This window comes from Gordonia sp. 852002-10350_SCH5691597 (assembly GCF_001665715.1).
GTDB lineage: Bacteria > Actinomycetota > Actinomycetes > Mycobacteriales > Mycobacteriaceae > Gordonia > Gordonia sputi.
Map to the genome: position 1 here is coordinate 1 of NZ_LZMO01000077.1, position 17,201 is coordinate 17,201.

The 17,201-nt window shown below is 62.8% G+C and carries 14 protein-coding genes, 1 tRNA gene and 3 pseudogenes; 13 read left to right on the forward strand and 5 right to left on the reverse strand.

Going from position 1 to position 17,201, the window contains the following annotated elements:
• Positions 1-160: 160 nt before the first annotated feature.
• The 10 genes and pseudogenes from A5777_RS05460 to A5777_RS05505 all read left to right on the forward strand — a co-directional run.
• Positions 161-661, forward strand: a pseudogene (locus tag A5777_RS05460) (transposase family protein); the annotation flags it as partial.
• Between the two features lie 348 nt (positions 662-1,009).
• Positions 1,010-2,323 (forward strand): metal-dependent hydrolase family protein, encoded by a 1,314-nt coding sequence (locus A5777_RS05465; protein WP_064861903.1) that lies wholly within the window; start codon positions 1,010-1,012, stop codon positions 2,321-2,323.
• 6 nt (positions 2,324-2,329) lie between these two features.
• On the forward strand, positions 2,330-3,103 hold the full coding sequence (locus tag A5777_RS05470; RefSeq protein ID WP_231894957.1) for an ATP-binding cassette domain-containing protein: 774 nt from the start codon (positions 2,330-2,332) through the stop codon (positions 3,101-3,103).
• Position 3,104: 1 nt separating this feature from the next.
• Positions 3,105-5,069 (forward strand): YhgE/Pip domain-containing protein, encoded by a 1,965-nt coding sequence (locus A5777_RS05475; RefSeq protein ID WP_064861904.1) that lies wholly within the window; start codon positions 3,105-3,107, stop codon positions 5,067-5,069.
• Positions 5,070-5,145: 76 nt separating this feature from the next.
• Complete coding sequence (locus A5777_RS05480) at positions 5,146-6,558, forward strand: glutamate decarboxylase (protein WP_064861905.1); 1,413 nt, start codon at positions 5,146-5,148, stop codon at positions 6,556-6,558.
• A gap of 198 nt (positions 6,559-6,756) precedes the next feature.
• Positions 6,757-7,425: a hypothetical protein gene (locus tag A5777_RS05485; RefSeq protein ID WP_064861906.1), complete on the forward strand. Its 669-nt coding sequence runs from the start codon at positions 6,757-6,759 to the stop codon at positions 7,423-7,425.
• Between the two features lie 4 nt (positions 7,426-7,429).
• Positions 7,430-8,437 carry a helix-turn-helix domain-containing protein gene (locus tag A5777_RS05490; protein WP_064861907.1) on the forward strand — a complete coding sequence of 336 codons (1,008 nt, stop codon included), beginning with the start codon at positions 7,430-7,432 and terminating at the stop codon, positions 8,435-8,437.
• 4 nt (positions 8,438-8,441) lie between these two features.
• Complete coding sequence (locus tag A5777_RS05495; protein WP_197502298.1) at positions 8,442-9,533, forward strand: helix-turn-helix domain-containing protein; 1,092 nt, start codon at positions 8,442-8,444, stop codon at positions 9,531-9,533.
• A 106-nt stretch (positions 9,534-9,639) separates the two neighbouring features.
• Positions 9,640-10,632, forward strand: coding sequence for an AraC family transcriptional regulator (locus A5777_RS05500; RefSeq protein ID WP_197502299.1), 993 nt, complete (start codon positions 9,640-9,642; stop codon positions 10,630-10,632).
• Positions 10,625-11,287, forward strand: a complete 663-nt coding sequence (locus A5777_RS05505) for a hypothetical protein (protein ID WP_197502300.1) — start codon at positions 10,625-10,627, stop codon at positions 11,285-11,287. The genes A5777_RS05500 and A5777_RS05505 overlap by 8 nt, the downstream gene beginning before the upstream one ends.
• Here the strand turns inward: A5777_RS05505 and A5777_RS25795 are convergent.
• Positions 11,224-11,415: pseudogene (locus A5777_RS25795) on the reverse strand (hypothetical protein); the annotation flags it as partial. The gene A5777_RS05505 and the pseudogene A5777_RS25795 overlap by 64 nt on opposite strands.
• On the opposite strand from A5777_RS25795, the gene A5777_RS05510 reads away from it, so the two are divergent.
• Positions 11,344-11,652, forward strand: a complete 309-nt coding sequence (locus tag A5777_RS05510) for a helix-turn-helix domain-containing protein (protein WP_082933556.1) — start codon at positions 11,344-11,346, stop codon at positions 11,650-11,652. The pseudogene A5777_RS25795 and the gene A5777_RS05510 sit on opposite strands and share 72 nt — an antisense overlap.
• 31 nt (positions 11,653-11,683) lie before the next feature.
• Entirely contained in the window at positions 11,684-13,072 is a 1,389-nt protein-coding gene (locus A5777_RS05515) for a dipeptidase (RefSeq protein WP_064861911.1), read from the forward strand.
• On the opposite strand, the gene A5777_RS05520 is transcribed toward A5777_RS05515, so the two are convergent.
• From A5777_RS05520 to A5777_RS05530, 3 genes and pseudogenes are all read right to left on the reverse strand, one after another.
• Entirely contained in the window at positions 13,053-14,099 is a 1,047-nt protein-coding gene (locus A5777_RS05520; RefSeq protein ID WP_064861912.1) for an acyl-CoA dehydrogenase family protein, read from the reverse strand. The genes A5777_RS05515 and A5777_RS05520 overlap by 20 nt on opposite strands.
• Positions 14,100-14,159: 60 nt before the next feature.
• A pseudogene (locus A5777_RS05525) lies at positions 14,160-14,790 on the reverse strand (lipocalin family protein).
• 289 nt (positions 14,791-15,079) lie between these two features.
• On the reverse strand, positions 15,080-15,487 hold the full coding sequence (locus tag A5777_RS05530) for a DUF7144 family membrane protein (protein WP_064861913.1): 408 nt from the start codon (positions 15,485-15,487) through the stop codon (positions 15,080-15,082).
• A 315-nt stretch (positions 15,488-15,802) separates the two neighbouring features.
• Here A5777_RS05530 and A5777_RS05535 point away from each other — a divergent pair.
• Positions 15,803-15,876 (forward strand) — tRNA-Pro (locus A5777_RS05535).
• Positions 15,877-16,050: 174 nt separating this feature from the next.
• On the opposite strand, the gene A5777_RS05540 is transcribed toward A5777_RS05535, so the two are convergent.
• Positions 16,051-17,127, reverse strand: a complete 1,077-nt coding sequence (locus tag A5777_RS05540; protein ID WP_197502301.1) for a metallophosphoesterase — start codon at positions 17,125-17,127, stop codon at positions 16,051-16,053.
• Positions 17,128-17,201: the final 74 nt, after the last annotated feature.

Sequence of the window (17,201 nt, forward strand, 5' to 3'; positions counted from 1 at the left end):
GGCTCTTCCGGAACGACGGTGCGTAGAACGGGTTCTCGTGACCACTAGATGTAGGTGATCAAGGTCGCGGGGTGATGGGCGGTGTCGCTGGAGGTGTAGGCGGGTCCTGCGGTGTGAGGATGAAAGTTCTCACACCATCAGCCCGACACCGACAGGACCCATGTTGCAGCGTAGCGCTATTGCCGACACCATTTGCCGCACCATCGAGCTCGGGGTGACGATCACCGATGCCGCCCTCGACGGCGAGGACCGCACCCACGTGTTCTGCGAGGTCCTGGAACCGACGAACACATGTCCCGGATGCGGGCGGCCGGGTCGGCTGCGTGACCACATCGATCGTGAGGTTGCTGATCTGCCGATCGTGGGGCATCCGACTCGGCTGCATATCGCGGTGCCGCGCTATCTGTGCGACAACCCGGACTGTCCCACCACGATCTTTCGTGCCGACATCTCGACGATCGTGGCGCCGCGGGCACAGGTCACCCGGCGCACCACGACCTGGATTCTGCGGGCGATGATCGTCGACAAGATGTCGGTCAAGGCGGTCGCCGCGGCGGTCGGGTTGGGTTGGAACACCGTGAACACCCTTGCGCTGGACGCGGCCCGCTCGTTGGCGTCCGCGCCAGCCCGCCTGGACGGTGTGCGGGTCCTTGGGGTCGAGGGCGGCATCGGTGATCGTCACCCCGAGCTCGATGGTGCGGCAAATGGTGTCGGCAATAGCGCTACGCTGCAACATGGGTCCTGTCGGTGTCGGGCTGATGGTGTGAGAGCTTTCATCCTCACACCGCAGGACCCGCCTACACCTCCAGCGACACCGCCCATCACCCCGCGACCTTGATCACCTACATCTAGTGGTCACGAGAACCCGTTCTACGCACCGTCGTTCCGGAAGAGCCGCCAAATGGCTGTGAAATTCTTCCTAGGGTAATAAGTCCCGCATTTGGTCGGATATGTGTCACCTAGGCACGGAGATGGACGTCGTCACAAATTCGACGCTAATCTCTGGCCCATGCCTAGCCAGAAATCCTCACCGAGGACAGTTATTCGCAATGTGAATGTATTCGATGCTGTCAGCGATTCGGTACGACAGAACTCCGATGTGGTCGTCGAGGGATCGCGAATCAGTGCCATTTCCGACTCGCCCGTTGGCGAGACACCGGGAACTCCGACGACTGTCATTGACGGTGGCGGACGCTTTTTGATGCCAGGGCTCACAGATGCCCACGTCCACCTGATGGGAAATGCCAACAACTATCTCGATTTCGTGATGGGCGCGACCGGCCTGCTATTCGGCAACACGATTGCCGAAGCTCGTCGCATGCTGCTCCGCGGTTTCACCACTGTCCGGGACATGGGCGGTGATACAGCTCCGGTGAAGAGCCTCATCGACAAGGGTGAGTTCGAGGGTCCGCGAAATCCCAGCCAGGCGATGATTTCCCAGACTTCGGGTCACGGCGATTTCGCTTTCGTCTACGAGATCCCTTACGAGTTCGACGGAGGCCCAAGCCGTACCGACTCGATCGGTTTCACCCGTGTCGCCGATGGTGTTGCGCATGTCCTGACAGCGGTGCGTGAACAACTCCGCAAGGGTGCCTCGCAGATCAAACTGACCATTGGCGGTGGCGCGGCGTCGATGTACGACCCGCTCTACACGCTGCAGTTCACACCGGAAGAGATGCGCGCGGCGGTTCAGGCTGCCGAGGACTACGGCACCTACGTCGCGACGCATGTCTACACAGTCTCGGGAATCCGACGCGCGATCGAGGCCGGTGTGCGCTCGATCGAGCACGGGCATCTCGCAGACGAGCAGACGGTCGCCCTCATCGCGGAGAAGGAGATCTGGTTGTCGATGCAGCCGTTCTTCGAGCACGATCACAGCTATCCCGATGCCGACCGTGCAGGCAAGAATCGCGAAATCTGCAACGGCACAGCCGATGTGTATGCGTGGGCCAAGAAGTACGGGGTGAAGACCGCCTGGGGAACCGACCTCCTGCTCGAACCCGAATCAGCTCCGCGGCAAAGTGAAATGGCCGCGCGCCTCGGCGAGTTCTACCCGAACAAACAGGCGCTCAAGATGCTCACATCGGGCAACGCCGAGCTGTTTGCCATGGCGGGTAATCGCGATCCCTACGGTTCCGCGCCGCTCGGTGTCATCGCAGAGGGCGCCTGGGCCGACCTCCTCGTCGTCGACGGGGATCCGATTGCCGACATCTCGCTCATCTCCGACCCGGAGAAGAACTTCTCGTTGATCATGAAGAACGGCTCGGCCGTGAAGAATGGTCTGCCCATTCTCGAGTCCGGCGCTGCCGCGCCAGTGAATTGAGTGGTGATGACAGACGGTGATCCAGTGACCGCGCCCATTGCGGTGCAAAAGTCCACTGGCGTCGGCGACGCCGTGGGTGTCGATGACGAGACCCTGCTGCGGGCCGACGGAATCGGTGTACGCGCGTCGTGGGGCCACATCTTCGGCCCGACCGATGTGACGATTCGGCGAGGTGGCGTCACGGTGCTCGTCGGTTCCGGTGGGCGCGGTCGAACATCGCTGCTGCTGACTCTGGCCGGACGTATGCGACCGTCGTCGGGAGAGCTGCACGCGTTCGGCAAGGTCAACAATGCCCAACACTTGTTCTCCCGCTCGGCGATCGCATGGATCGACGAGGTTGACGGCATCGAACAGACCATTCGGGTGAGTGACGTTATCACCGAGCAAATACGTTGGGCGGCAAAGTGGTACAAGTGGGTAGGTCGTGCAACGCCTGATGACATGGAACGAATCTGCCGACCCGTCTTCGGCCCATACTCCCTGCCGGACATCGACGACTACGTGGAGGAACTCCCCGAGCTCACCGCCGCGATGTTGCGGATTGCGGTGGCAAACATACGCAAGCCCCCACTCCTTGTGGTCGGCGGAATCGATCGGCTGACCCGAATCGACAGCGCGCAGAAACTCCTCGATCGACTAGCGGCACTCGGTGAGCAACAGACGGTTATCACCGCAGATGTCAACGGGACATTCCCTGACGCTCACGTGCGAGACGTGATCGAGGTTCACAATTTGACCGACAACGAGTTCGTGCAACTCGAGACCGAGGACCGTGTCTGACATGCTCGCAGCCTTCTCTCCGGGTAGCGATTTCAAACGCTACTACCGCGGCCGGATGCCCCGCCTCGCACTCATCGTCATCATCCTCATGCCCCTGATGTATGGCGCGCTCTATCTCTGGGCCTTCTGGAATCCGTTCAATGCGGTCGACAAGATCCCCGTCGCGTTGGTCAATGCCGACGCCGGTACCACGGTGCAGGGACAAAAGCTCGACGCCGGTGCGCAGGTCGCGCAAGGACTCGTCGACTCGAAACAGCTTGATCTGCATGAGGTTTCGGAAAAGGACGCGGCAGACGGCGTGCGTGACGGGAAGTACTACTTCTCCATCACGCTGCCCAGCGACTTCAGCGAGTCCGTCGCGTCGCCGACCGGCGACAATCCGCGTTCGGCGCGTTTGATCTTCACCTACAACGATGCCAACAACTACCTGTCGACGGTGATGGGGCAGGATGCGGCCCAACAGGTGGTCAACAAGGTGAGCGCGCAGGTGGGTGCTCAGACGTTCGATATCGTGCTCAGCGATGTGAGCAAGCTGATCCCCAAGCTCAAAGAAGCGCAGGCAGGAGTCAATCAGCTCAATGCCGGCATGAAGACCGCGAACCAGGGCGCGCACGAACTCTCCACCAACCTCGTCACCGCGAAGAACGGAGCAGGAGAACTCGCTGGGGGACTGAATGAACTCGACTCGGCTGTCACCTCGGCGACGGATCCGATTCTTGCGGCGCTGAACAACGCTGGAGGCAGCGGACTCTCGACAGCCGAACTGACAGCGGCGGCCGATCGGCTCGGGACCAACTCCCAGGCGGTGTCGGCACAGTTGAACACTGCCTCTACGACCCAATCTCAGGCGAGCACACTCGTCGACAACACCGTCGCGCAGCTGGCACAGAGCACCGATCCCAATATCAGGGCGCTCGCAGGCGCGCTGAGTCCGGTCCAGAGCTTCCTCAAGACGCAGGGACTCGGTCCGGACGCGAACAATCAACTGACACAGGTGAAGAGCGATGCAGCCGTGGTCTCGGCGCAGATGAGCGATCCGCAGAGTCCGGTGAGGCAGGCGCTCACCCTCCTCGAGAGCGGAAAGCTCAAGAGCGACATCATGTCTGCGCGGGGTGCGGCGAACGAGCTCAGCAGCGGCGCGACCCAACTCAGTACCGGTCTCGTGGAGCTGAGTAACGGTGCGGACCAATTGTCCAGTGGTACTACGCAACTGGCGAATGGTACGCAGCAACTGGCAGGCAAGGTCAACGACGGCGTTTCGGACATACCGAAGTGGTCTGAGAAGCAAAAGGAGCAGTTCGCGAAGTCGCTTGCGCAGCCTGTCGCGCTCGAGGAGAACACTCTCAATGAGGCCAAGACGTTCGGCACCGGCTTCACACCCTTCTTCTTCGGGTTGGCACTGTTCGTCGGGAGCATCATCGCGTGGATGCTGTTCACACCATTGCAGGCGCGACCGATTGCTCAGGGACTCAACTCATTCCGTGTGATCCTTGCTTCCTACGCACCGACCTTCGTGGTCGGAGTCTTGCAGGCCGCGATCTTGTATCTGGTGGTCGTGTTCGCCATCGGGCTTCGTCCGACACACCCCTGGGCCACCTTCGGTTTCATGCTTCTGATGGTGGCGATGTTCATGGCAATGATCCAGATGTTCAACGCGCTATTCGGCCCGGCTGTCGGCCGCGTTGTCACACTGGCCTTCCTGATGATCATGTTGACGTCCGCGGGAGGTATCTATCCCGTGCCGACGACGACGAAACCGTTCCAATACATCCACTGGGTAGACCCGATGACGTACACGGTCACCGGACTGAGACAACTCACCGTCGGTGGCGTCGACAGTCGATTCTGGATCGCACTGGCTGTCGTCATCGGCCTGACATGCCTGTTCCTCGCCGTCTCGACATTGGCCGCGCGAAGAAACAGGCAGTACAACATGGATCGCCTGTACCCGCCGGTCGAAGTGTAGGAGTGACAGCCTACGAACCTCGCCTTCTGACGTCCCCCCCCCGAAGCACAAGCACAACGAAATCGAGGAGATCTCAATGACCAAGTCACGCAAACACACCAACGCGCGTGCGACCACCAACACCACCGAGAACATCGTCCTCAACCCGGTATTCGCGCGACCGGGAGAGGCGACCGAGTTCCCGAAGTTCACCATCCCGGACTCGATGAGTCTGCCCGAGACCGCCTATCAGATCGTCCACGACGAGGCGATGCTCGACGGCAACGCCCGGCTGAACCTGGCGACGTTCGTCTCGACGTGGATGGATGACGAAGCACGGAAGCTGTACTCGGAAACCTACGACAAGAACATGATCGACAAGGACGAGTATCCGGCGACCGCCGCGATCGAAGACCGATGCTGGAAGACCATCGCCGATCTGTGGCATGTGCCCGACGTCGAAGCAGCGATCGGAACGTCGACCATCGGTTCGTCCGAAGCCGCGATGCTCGGAGGCCTTGCGCTCAAACGCCATTGGCAGCATCGACGTAAGGCAGAGAACAAGCCGATCGACAAGCCCAACCTGGTGCTGTCCACCGCGGTACAGGTGTGTTGGGAGAAGTTCCTCAACTACTTCGAGGTAGAGCCGCGCTGGGTCCCCGTCTCCGAAGAACACTTCGTGTTCGACGGCCACGATCTCGAAAAGTACGTCGACGAGAACACCATCGGAGTCGTCGCCATCCTCGGCGTCACCTACAACGGGCTGTACGAACCGGTCAAACAGATCTCGGAAAAGCTCGACGAGATCCAGGCATCCACCGGACTCGACGTCAAGATCCACGTCGACGGGGCGTCGGGAGCAATGGTTGCGCCTTTCTGTCAGCCTGAGCTCGAATGGGACTTCCGCGTACCGCGGGTGGTGTCGATCAACACGTCCGGCCACAAGTACGGGCTGGTCTATCCCGGCCTCGGATGGATCGTGTGGCGCGACACCGAGGCGTTGCCCGAGAGCATGGTGTTCCACTGCAGCTACCTCGGCGGCGACATGCCAACTCTCGCCCTCAACTTCTCGCGTCCCGGCGCCCAGGTTCTATTGCAGTACTACAACTTCCTGCGACTCGGACGCGAAGGATACCGGGCGATTCAGCAGGGTTCCATCGACGTAGCGCTGTTCCTCTCGCACGCGATCGCGGATATGGGGCCGTTCGATCTCGTCAGCCACGGTGACACGATCCCGGTGTTCGCGTGGAAGCTGAAGGACGGTTACACCGACAAGTGGTCGCTCTACGATCTCTCAGATCGCTTGCGGCTCAAGGGCTGGCTCGTCCCTGCCTATCCCATGGCCGACGGCCTGGCGGACTGGACGCTGCAGCGAATTGTGGTACGAGCGGGACTGAGTCACGACTTGGCCGCTGCGCTGCTCGCCGACATCGAGAGCGAAGTGGCCTTCCTCGACAAGCTTGAGACGGCGATGCCGCGCGAAGGAACCGGCTCGCACTTCCACCACTGATCGCCGGCGTAGTCGATCGGCACCACTGCTGATCGGCTTCGTTGCCGAGCACTGTCACCTCCGGCTCTCGGGCTGCGGGGAGTGGATACCCGCTCACCCACAGCCGAGCGCCGTGGTGACGGCAGAAGGTACGGATCAGGGCGTGTGCGTCTCGGTACGTGCCCGAAACTCGGTACCTGACAGAAAGGAGCAGTTGTCGTGACCTCTGCCGCTGTGGAGACCCCCGACTGGCATCGCGTGTTATTGACACCAACGCTGACCAAGCAGTGTTGGGGCTTCATGATCGGCTCCGCGCTCTTCGCGTTGGGATCAGCGCCGTGGATCGGCATATGGATGGGCGCTGCAAATGCGAACATCTGTTACTTCATCGGCGCGTGGTTCTTCACGGCCGCGGCGTTGGTGCAATTGCTGCGCAGCGGCGCGGTCACTGTGCCCGTCGACTACGCGCCGGGAACGATGGTGCGTGCGGAATGGCTTGCGGCAGCTACACAATTCTTCGGCACTCTGATGTTCAACACCAGCACTGCGGCCGCACTGTCCGCGCGCAACATCGCATCGGAGAAGCATCTCGTATGGTCGCCGGATGCCGCAGGCTCGGTGATGTTTCTCGTCAGCGGAATACTCGTGCTCGTCGCGTACAACCACACCAGCAAGGCGTGGAATCCCAGTGATGTCGGATGGTGGTCGGCGCAGATCAACTTGTTGGGTTGCATCGCTTTCGGCGTGAGCGCAGTGGGTGCGTACATCACACCCGACGGCAATACCGTCGACGACGTCCTGGCGAACAGTTGCACGTTCATCGGTGCCGTCTGCTTCTTCGTCTCGTCGATGATCGTCTTGCCGCGTCGAACTTCTGAACGGGCGTAGGTGAATGAGCAAGAGCGCGGGTAAGCGATTCGATACCGGACGTCTGAACGACTGGTACCGGCGAGTGGGCACGTCACCGCAACTCGGAAGCGCCTCGTCGCGGCATCTACATCGCAGCGGAGCGGGCGACGCCGCGAACTACATGCCGACTTTTGTGCTGGAACCGCATGACGGAGCAGAGAATTTCGACGAGTATCTCTTCTGGCGTCCGCTGTCGTTCGTCCTCACCTACGTGCTGCTCCGCACACCGTCGACGATGCACAGGACAACCCAGTGCATTTCGGAGTACAACTCTGACTTCGTTCTGTTCGGTACAACCGACTCCATCACGGATGGTTTTGTGACCTCCGACGATCGCCAATACTCGTTCACCTACTCCAATCCACTTGCCGCGCTGTCGATGTCGGAGACCTTCTCGATCACCAACACGACCACCGCCGAGTATGCGAGCGTCTGGGTGCCCGCCGACATGATCAACGACGCCGACCTCGCCGAGGCCGATCCCGTGATGGAGGATTCGCCGCTGAGTCGGGCCACGGCGGTCTTCCTGCGCAACTTTGCCTACGACGTCGCGGTGCGGGGCGCCGACGTCGAACTCGACGCCGAGATGGCGGCGATCGACCTCCTTCGGTCCACCCTCAATCCACACAGGTCGCGGGAGACGTACACCGTCGACAGCCCGGCTGTGCTGCGTGAACGGGTGACCGATGCGATCGACCGCAACTACCGGAATCCTGACTTCGACGCCGAGTCGCTCGCCGGTCTGTTACATCTCAGTCGACGCCAGCTCTACCGTCGGCTCGCTGAGTTCGACGAATCCCCAGCGGAGATGATCGCGCAGCGTCGGCTCGACAGGGCGCGGGAGTTGATCGCGCGTGGCGGTTCCTATGGCCTTAGCGGAATCGCGCACGCCTCGGGGTTCTCGTCCGTGGCCACCCTTCGGAATCGTTTCACGGCGCGGTACGGAATCACGCCCCTCGAGTATGCGAGAGAAGTCAGCGATGGTTGGTGAGGCGATGAACAGCATTCGATCCGGGGACGTCTCGCAGTCGCTGTCCCAGGATGCCGTCGTGCGGTGGAAGCGGGGCCTCGGGGTCGGGCTCACCGGGCGTGCGCCGCGGGCGCTGTCGGGGCGAAACGGATTGGCGCAGTTCTCGGATGCGGCCATCGCAGCCGCAGAAGGCCAGAGTGGTTTCGAGGCGCTCAGCTATCAGCGGACCATGTCGATGCTGCGCGCCTACGCGTGTCTGGCCACCCCGTTTCGACTGACGCGCGGGGCGGGAGCTGGGCGCGCAACGGGGGGCGAGGTCGTCGTTGTCGTTCATGGTGTGAGCGCATGCAGTCACGTCAGAGTCGGCGACGAAGTGGCCACGCTGCGGCCAGGACAGATGGCGGTGATCCCGACTCACACACCCTTCGCGCTCTGGACGACGGCGGTCACGGACCTGACGATCCTGCTGGTGCGCGAGGAGGCTCTCGGGGTCGCGGATGCGGTACTCCCGGGTCGCTCGGATGGACTACTCCCTCACACGGTCGCTGCGTTTGTGCGACGTTTCGTCGCCGATGCCGCAACCGCGAATCGGGCCGTTGGTGGAGAGGCCGAACGCATCGTCGTCGAACTACTGCGCGCCACCGTCACCCACGGCAACCGGCTCGGTCGACACCCGTCGACAAGCGCGCCCGTTGTTCGTCAACGCGTGCGCGACATGATCGAGGACCGGTACACAGACCCCGCCTTCTCCCCGGATTCCATTGCGCAGGAGTTGTTCATGAGCCGGCGTCAGCTCTACCGGCATTTCGACGACACGGGAACGACACCGTCGAGGTTGATCAACCAACGGAGACTCAGGCGCGCACGCGAGATTCTGAGTGGCGATGAAAGGATACTCCTCGACGAAGTGGCGCATCGGTCGGGATACACGTCGGTCAGTACATTGAGAAACAGGTTCAAGTCCGAGTTCGGAATCGCGCCTCGACAATTCAGCGAGTTCGCGATTGAGCAAGCGGATGTTCCGTCTGTTTGGGAGAATCACATCGGCCCTCCGGGGATTCCGATCCACGACACTGACTTCGAGCCAGGTGACGATGTCCGACAGCGATATGTTTGACGGCACCCCAAAAACTGATGGCGGACCGAATGCTGAAGCGGGTCGTATGCGCGGGCCGGCGAGATACCGGCTGAACCCGGAGGTCGTTGCTGACTGGTACAAGCGAATGGGCGCTTCCGAGACGCAGAGGGAGAAGCTGTCGCGACACGCCTGCTTGGCCGACAGTGGAGCATCGGACTTCATCTCGGCCTTGTCGGTCAGGCCGCTGCACGGGACGGAACTGCAGCAGCATGTCTTCTGGCGCACGTTGGGTGTGACTTCGGTATTCGCGCTGCTCCGCACACCTTGTACGACGGCGCGCACCGTCGAACTGATCAAGCATCACCGCTCGGATTACGTCTTGGTGGCGACACAGCAGCTACCGATGTCCGGTCAGATCCGCCACGGCGGCCGCACATACCGCTTTGGGCAGTCGGATCGACTCGTCGTCATCGATAATCGGTCGCCGATCGAGGTGGAATCATTCGACATCACCGATCCGCTGGGAATGTGTGTACCAGCAGAACTATTGGGTGATGATTTCCTGCCGGGGCAGAAATCATTCGCGCCGATGATCATGGGGTCGACTCTTGGTTCGGCGATTGCGGCGTTCTTGGTCACATTTGTCCGGGAAGCCGCGGTGCGCGGCAAGCACATCGACTCAGAAACCGAGATGAGTGCGGTCGATCTGATCCGAACCGCCATCCGGCAATCCGACCTGAGCTCCTTGCGCGAAGAGAGCGATGCGCGATTCGCGCGGGTGGCGACGCGCAGGCTCATAGATCAGAACTATTGGGATTCTGATTTCGACGTTGATGTGCTCGCCCGCCGGCTGTATCTGAGCAGGCGTCAGCTCTACCGGTATCTCGCGCCGTCGGGACACTCGCCCGCGGAGATGATCGTCGAACGTCGGCTCGAGTGTGCACGAGAGCTGTTGAGCGGCGAGGCCGACATCAGCATCGCCCGCCTTGCACAGTTTTCCGGTTTTCCGTCGGCCAACGCGCTGCGCAACAGGTTTCGGGCCCGCTACGGCGTCACGCCACAGGAGTTCCGACGTCGTGTGCAGGCGAACGACGACATCACGGGCCTCATACACGACGATGGCTCGAGCGATGGCTGAGGCCACGCCGACGCGACTGGACAGCCGAGCGGTCGAGGCATGGAAACGTGAGCTGGAGGCGTCACGCCCGGACACCTCCACGCTGTTGTGCGGTGAGTCGGGTGTCGACGCCTATTCGGCCGGGTTCGGAAGACTCACCGTCGCGGAACCGGCGTCGTTCGTCGCGTCGGTGTTCTACCGTCCGTTGTCGACGGTGCACGCGCTTTGCGAACTGTCGACTCCGCGGCGTACGGAACGCACGGTAGACGACGTAGCGGCGCAGGAGGGGCCGCCGCTGGTGATTGCCGCGGTACATCGCCTGGCCGGAACGCTGCGATTTCGCCAGTTCGGGAGGACGAAACGCTACCTTTCCAACCAACTGGCACTGATCACGACGGCCAGCCCGTTCGTGGGCGAGTTCGCGGCCGTGTGCGAGTCGACGATGCTGATGATCCCGGCACACAAGATCGACGACGGCCTCACGTCCGCGCGTAGCGGGATGTTGCCGACGATCGAGGAGACGACGTTAGGTCTGGCGACGGCGGGATTCGTGCGAGCTTTTGCCGTCGACGCCGCGGTGCGCAATCAGCCCGTGTCCGAAGAGGACGAGTGGGCCGCGATCAGCCACTCGACCATCGCGTCGCAGTCGGGCGGAGGCTCACCCGCGGGGTCGTAGACGGATTTGAAGGCAACCATCTCGGCGAGATCGCTGCGAGCCTGCGGCATCAGCTCATGGACTCGAGCACGAATGGGGTCGACAGCCGTGGGATCGGTCGGCGACAGCTCTACCGACACTTCGTCCATGCGGAACAGTCGCCTGCAGAACTCATCGTGGCACGACGGGTCGCGTACGTTCGTGAACTGCTCGACGAACACGATTCGTCGGCGCTCGACGTCATTGCTGCGAAGTCGGGCTTTACGTCCGCCGCTTTGCTGCGCAAGCATTTTCGTGACGAGTTCAAGATGACTCCCAGCGAGTATCGCGCCGCTGTGGCCACCGCGCAACCGCAAGTCGACCGCGGTACTGCGCCCTCGACGTGACACGATCCCCGCGATGTGAGTTACTCGAAGCATGACCGATTCCACGGCTGTCGACCCCATTCGTGCTCGAGTCCATGAGCTGATGCCGCAGGCTCGCAGCGATCTCGCCGAGATGGTTGCCTTCAAATCCGTCTACGACCCCGCGGGTGAGCCTCCGCCCGACTGCGACGCGATGGTCGAGTGGCTGATCGCGGCGTTCACCGAGGTCGGGGTGCACGACGTCGAAGCGCATGTGACCGCCGACGGAAGCAAGGCCGTGACCGGGCACATCCCGGGTCCGGCAGGCGCCCCGACCGTGCTGCTCTACTTTCACCACGACGTCCAACCGCCGATGGATCCCGACGCGTGGAAGTCTCCCGCTTGGGAACTCACCGAACGCGACGGCCGCTGGTACGGGCGGGGTGCAGCAGATTGCAAGGGCAACATCGCCGTCCACCTCACCGCGCTGCGCGCACTCGCGGGCGAGGCCGGAGTGAACATCAAGATCATCGGCGAAGGCTCGGAAGAGCAGGGGTCGGGAGGTATCGAGGACTTCGTGCCGAAGCATCCCGAACTGCTCGACGCCGACGCCATTCTCATCTGCGACTCCGGCAATTGCACTGTGGGACAACCGACTTTGACGACGAGTCTTCGTGGTGTCGCCAATGTGGTCGTGAGCGTCGAAACATTGGAATCCGCAATGCATTCGGGCATGTTCGGTGGTGCGGCTCCCGACGCATTGGCGGCGTTGATCTCGATGCTCGCGAGTCTGCGTGACGAGCACGGCAACACCACTGTTCGCGGGCTGGATGCCACACAGGAATTCGACGGTATCGACTACCCCGCGGAGAACTTCCGGCGCGACGCCACCGTGCTCGACGGCGTGGATGTCGTTGGCTCCGGTCGTATTTCGGACATGGTGTGGGCGCGCCCGGCCGCAACGGTGCTCGGCATCGACTGTTCGCCGGTCGTCGGGTCGTCGGCTGCGGTGACCCCGCGTGCACGTGCACGCATCAACCTGCGGGTTCCGACCGGCACGGACGCGAAGGTTGCTCAGGACGCGCTGATCGCGCACCTCGAAGGGGTCGCGCCCTGGCATGTGAAGATCTCGATCGAGCGCGAGGCCATCGGGGCGCCGTTCTCCGGATCGACCGAGGGGCCTGCTTTCGACGCGTTGGTCGACGCGATGAGCTCCGCCTACGGGCGCGACGTGGTGATGCAGGGGCAGGGTGGATCGATTCCGCTGTGTACGGTGCTGCAGCAGACCTTCCCCGACGCCGAGATCATGCTGCTCGGCGTCGAAGAGCCGTCGTGTCTGATCCACGCGCCCAACGAGAGCGTCGACCCGTCGGAGATCGAGAATCTCGCCATCGCCGAGGCATTGTTCCTGCGCGACTTCGTGCGGCCCGAACAGTCGACGATCACTCGCTCTCTCCGCTGAAGCGTTGCAGCAGTAGGCCTTTCAATTCGGGGCGACTCGCGGCGACGAGGGTGAACGTCGCCTCGCGGGAGAGGCGGTCGGCGTCGCTTCCGACGACCAGCGCACGGCCGCCGTCTGCTGCCACGAGCGCTGCGGCGGCATCGACTGCCAGCTGCGCCCCGTCGGCGCGCGCGGCGAGCAGTGCGTCGGCGTCGGCGAGTGAGGTGTCGAGGCGGGTGCGGATCTCGCTGCCGCGCTCGCGGAGTCGTCGGGCCTGCGCGGTTGCGCCTCCCCGGTCGAGCAGTGCTGTGCAGCGGCGGAGGATGCCGAACGGCAGCGCGCCGTTGAGTCGGATGCCGATGTTCTGGGTGGCGAAGAAGTCGTCGAGCGCGACCCTGCTGACCACAAGGGCGTCGGGAACAGGAAGCGAATCCACGCGCAGGCTGACGGTGTGCGATGCGTTGCCCGCGGTGAGTCGCATCGGCGAGACCGTGATGGCTGCCGACATCGGGTGTGTGGGAACGATTGCCGCGATGACGTCGTCGGAGTCGACGTCGCGCGCCGAGATCTGCAGCACGTCGATGTGGCCCCACCCGCTGACGAACGGTGCGTATCCCGAGAAGACCCAGCCGCCGTCGGTGCGCGACGCGCTCATCCTCGGCGGTGTCGGTACCGCCCCCGCGTAGGCGACGCCTGCGCGGGTGCGGCCGGACACGGCGGCGTCGAGGAGTTCGTCCCGCAGGGCGTCGCTGGTGGTGCCTGCCAGCGAGATGACGACACCGTGATGCTGTAGCCAGGTGAAGGCCGTGGAGAGACAGCCACTGGTGAGGACCTCGATGATCTCGATGACCTGGGTGAGCTCGAGCCCCGGCCCGCCTACTGCTTGCGGTGCTGCGATGCCGTACAGCCCGGCGTCGGCGAGTGCCGTCCAGTGGGTGGCGGGGACCTCGCCGGTGCGGTCGACCTCTGCGGCGTCGGGAAAGAGGAGGTCGTCGGCGATGCGGTACGCGGCGGCGATGAGCGTGGTGGGGCTTGGCGCGGTGTCCACGCGTTCAGGGTAATCGGCCCGGCGGTGAACTCGGCTCGAGTTCACCGCCGGGCCGGTCGGTCACACGGTGCAGAGCGGCGAGTAGTCCGAGCGGCCACCCGTGATGGGGGAGATCAGGAAGGTGCACGAGTTGAAGCCCAACGACTCCGTCTTGAGCCGCAGCATGCAGCTGCTCGTTGCTCACGACCTTCTGTCGGCTCAGCACGAAACCCGACAGCCGGTACGGGTCGCCGACAATGGCGTACTCATACGGGCCCTTCGGATTCTTGCCATCCGCGACCCACGCGATCACGTAATTGGGGAACGAGCCGGTGTTGATCGTGTTCGGGATTCCCGGAAAGGAAACCGCCAGCGCGGCATTGCTCTTCTTTGGGTCGACGACTGTCGCTTTTCCCTTGATGCCGTCGGGTTGCCCGGTGAAGCTGGTGCATTTGTTGTCGACGCCGACCGTCGTCGGATTGATCAGTGTGTATGTGGCGTTGGTGTCCTTGGCGCAGCGAATTCCGTAGAACGCCGGGATGGTTGCCTGCTGCCACCAGGTACCGAGGTATCGCTCGACGTCGAGATTCTTGACCGGCTGGAGCGTGGTGTCGGCGCGAGCGGGTGCGGGCATCGACAGCAGCGATGTCATGGCGGCGAGCAGTGCTGTGGCGAGTACGACGAGAATCCGGACGGGACGCTGCGTGTGCATCGGACGACTCCTGGGGTCGGGTGGTGTTCTGGGAACGTTGCAGGATTCGACACCGAAGACACGGCGGATGGGTTCGCGCGCCGACTTTGTCTCGCAAGAAGCCGGGTCTGTCACGCACGAAGCCGGCGGCCGGTCAGCGCCCTCCCGTTTTCAGTCATTTTCTTGCCGACCGTCGACGCCGACCTGGGCTTTTCCTGGTCGGTACCGCGCCGAGTGACTGAAAACGGGCGAGCCCTTGTCCAGGGCTCGCCCGCTCTCTGGTGTGAATTGGCAGTTCAGGAGATCGGCGTCAGACGACGTCGGGTTCCCAGGTGGACACGGCCCAGATGACAACGATATCGAGGACGATGATCAGAATCGCCCACCACGGGTTGTAGGGCAGCCAGAGGAACTGCGCGATGATCGAGAGGGACGCGATGATGATGGCCGAGACTCGCGCCCATCCGGAGCCGACCGCCAGGCCGCCCGCGATGATGATCGCGATGATGCCGATGATCAGATGAATCCAGCCCCACGTGGTGAGATTGAATTTGTAGATGTAGTCGGGAGTGGCGACATAGAGATTGTCGCCTGCGATCGCGGAGATTCCCGCGAATACTCCGACGATGCCGGCTACGAACAGAAGTGCAGCGGCCACGACGGTGATTCCGAATGCGGTGCCTTGTTTCGCCTCATACTTCTCGAACTCACTACTCATGTGCCCGTACCTTTCGCATGGTCGATTCTGATGAATTGGTCGCGCTTGTCGAGAGGTGATTGTTCTGGTGTGGACACTAGTGACCACAGGGACAGATGGGTCCTTTTTGTGTGGTAGTGATGCCAAACCTTGTCTCAGAATGCGTTGTTCTGAGTCCTCGGGCGACCATGGGTGGTCGGATTGTGCTCCGTGCTTCTCGTGTCCGCGTCTGGATTCGCGCTGCCGATCGCCTGTTCGCGCCGGCTGCAATCGGCACTCTGACCAGGCGATTTAGTAGCTGGGCGGTCGCGGGGGTAAGCTATCGCAGGTTGCACACGGGGTGTGGCGCAGCTTGGTAGCGCGCTTCGTTCGGGACGAAGAGGTCGTGGGTTCGAATCCCGCCACCCCGACAACGGATCTGGTTGAACCGGAACCGACAAAGCTTCTTGTGGTTGAGAAGTAGTAGTAGGCCCTGACCCGGAGTGATCCAGGTCAGGGCCTCCTTGTTTCTGGGGCTATCCCGTGTTTCTGTCCCCGGTTTCTGTTGGGACGTCCGTATCGAGCCGTCAGTCCTTATCGAGCTGTCAGCTCGTCTCGGAGGCCAGCTGCGGCAGCGAGTGGTCTTCGTCGAACTCGGCGTCGCCGTGTGAGACCGGAGTGAGGGTCAGCAGGCTGGCCTCAGGGCGGCAGCAGAACCGAGCAGGCGCCCACGGCGAGGTGCCGAGTCCGGCACTGACGTGCAACTTCATCGACGTGCCCCAATTCGACGGTCCCTTGACGCGGGAACGGTCGAGGTGGCAGTTGGTGACGATGGCCCCGATGCCGGGCAGGCAGAGCTGTCCGCCGTGCGTGTGGCCCGCCATCACGAGGTCGTAGCCGTCGTCGGCGAAGCGGTCGAGGACGCGCGGCTCGGGCGAGTGCGTCAATCCCAGGCGCAGGTGCGCGAGCGGGTTGGGCCGGCCTGCGATCGTGTCGTAGCGGTCGCGCTCGATGTGCGGGTCGTCGACGCCCGATGCGACGACGCGGACACCGGACACCTCGAGCTCACGCACGGAGTGCGTCGCGTCGAGCCAGCCACGCTCGATGAACGCCGCACGCAGATCCTGCCAGGGCAGCGGGGTGCCGTGGGTGCGCTCGTGATCGGTTTTGAAGTACTTGAGCGGGTTCTTGGGGCTCGGCCCGAAGTAGTCGTTGGAACCGAACACGAAAAGCCCTGGGCGCGAGAGCAATCCGCCGAGCGACTGAATCACGGCAGGTACCGCGCCGGGGTGGGCGAGGTTGTCGCCGGTGTTGACGACGAGGTCGGGTTCGAGCGACTCGAGTTCAGATACCCACGCCTGCTTGAGACGTTGGTTCGGCATCATGTGGAGATCGCTGATGTGCAGGACGCGCAGTGGCGCGGCGCCCGGTTCGAGGACCGACATGGTGGCGTGCCGCAACGTGAAGGCGTTGCGCTCGATCACTGTCGAATAGAAGAGCCCGCCCGCGGCGAGGCCCGCCGCCGCGCCGAGGGCACGCGCGGTGCGATGCGACGACAATTGTTCGCGGACAAACCCAGACGGAGACAACGAACCGATAGACGACGACGCGACAGAAGAGGACGCGATAGACGAGAGTGCGGCCCGCACGCGTGATGCGGCATCCGTGTGGACATCAGACATTCACCCAGGATACGCGCCACCATGGTAGGCCAACCACCTCAACGGCACGCTTCGATGAGCTCACGCCAGCGGGC

Coding starts and splice junctions, on each gene's coding strand:
- A5777_RS05465 (WP_064861903.1), top strand. CDS start 1,010: ATGCCTAGCCAGAAATCCTCACCGAGGACAGTTATTCGCAATGTGAAT.
- A5777_RS05470 (WP_231894957.1), top strand. CDS start 2,330: ATGACAGACGGTGATCCAGTGACCGCGCCCATTGCGGTGCAAAAGTCC.
- A5777_RS05475 (WP_064861904.1), top strand. CDS start 3,105: ATGCTCGCAGCCTTCTCTCCGGGTAGCGATTTCAAACGCTACTACCGC.
- A5777_RS05480 (WP_064861905.1), top strand. CDS start 5,146: ATGACCAAGTCACGCAAACACACCAACGCGCGTGCGACCACCAACACC.
- A5777_RS05490 (WP_064861907.1), top strand. CDS start 7,430: ATGAGCAAGAGCGCGGGTAAGCGATTCGATACCGGACGTCTGAACGAC.
- A5777_RS05495 (WP_197502298.1), top strand. CDS start 8,442: ATGAACAGCATTCGATCCGGGGACGTCTCGCAGTCGCTGTCCCAGGAT.
- A5777_RS05500 (WP_197502299.1), top strand. CDS start 9,640: ATGGGCGCTTCCGAGACGCAGAGGGAGAAGCTGTCGCGACACGCCTGC.
- A5777_RS05505 (WP_197502300.1), top strand. CDS start 10,625: ATGGCTGAGGCCACGCCGACGCGACTGGACAGCCGAGCGGTCGAGGCA.
- A5777_RS05510 (WP_082933556.1), top strand. CDS start 11,344: ATGGACTCGAGCACGAATGGGGTCGACAGCCGTGGGATCGGTCGGCGA.
- A5777_RS05515 (WP_064861911.1), top strand. CDS start 11,684: ATGACCGATTCCACGGCTGTCGACCCCATTCGTGCTCGAGTCCATGAG.
- A5777_RS05530 (WP_064861913.1), bottom strand. CDS start 15,487: ATGAGTAGTGAGTTCGAGAAGTATGAGGCGAAACAAGGCACCGCATTC.
- A5777_RS05540 (WP_197502301.1), bottom strand. CDS start 17,127: ATGTCTGATGTCCACACGGATGCCGCATCACGCGTGCGGGCCGCACTC.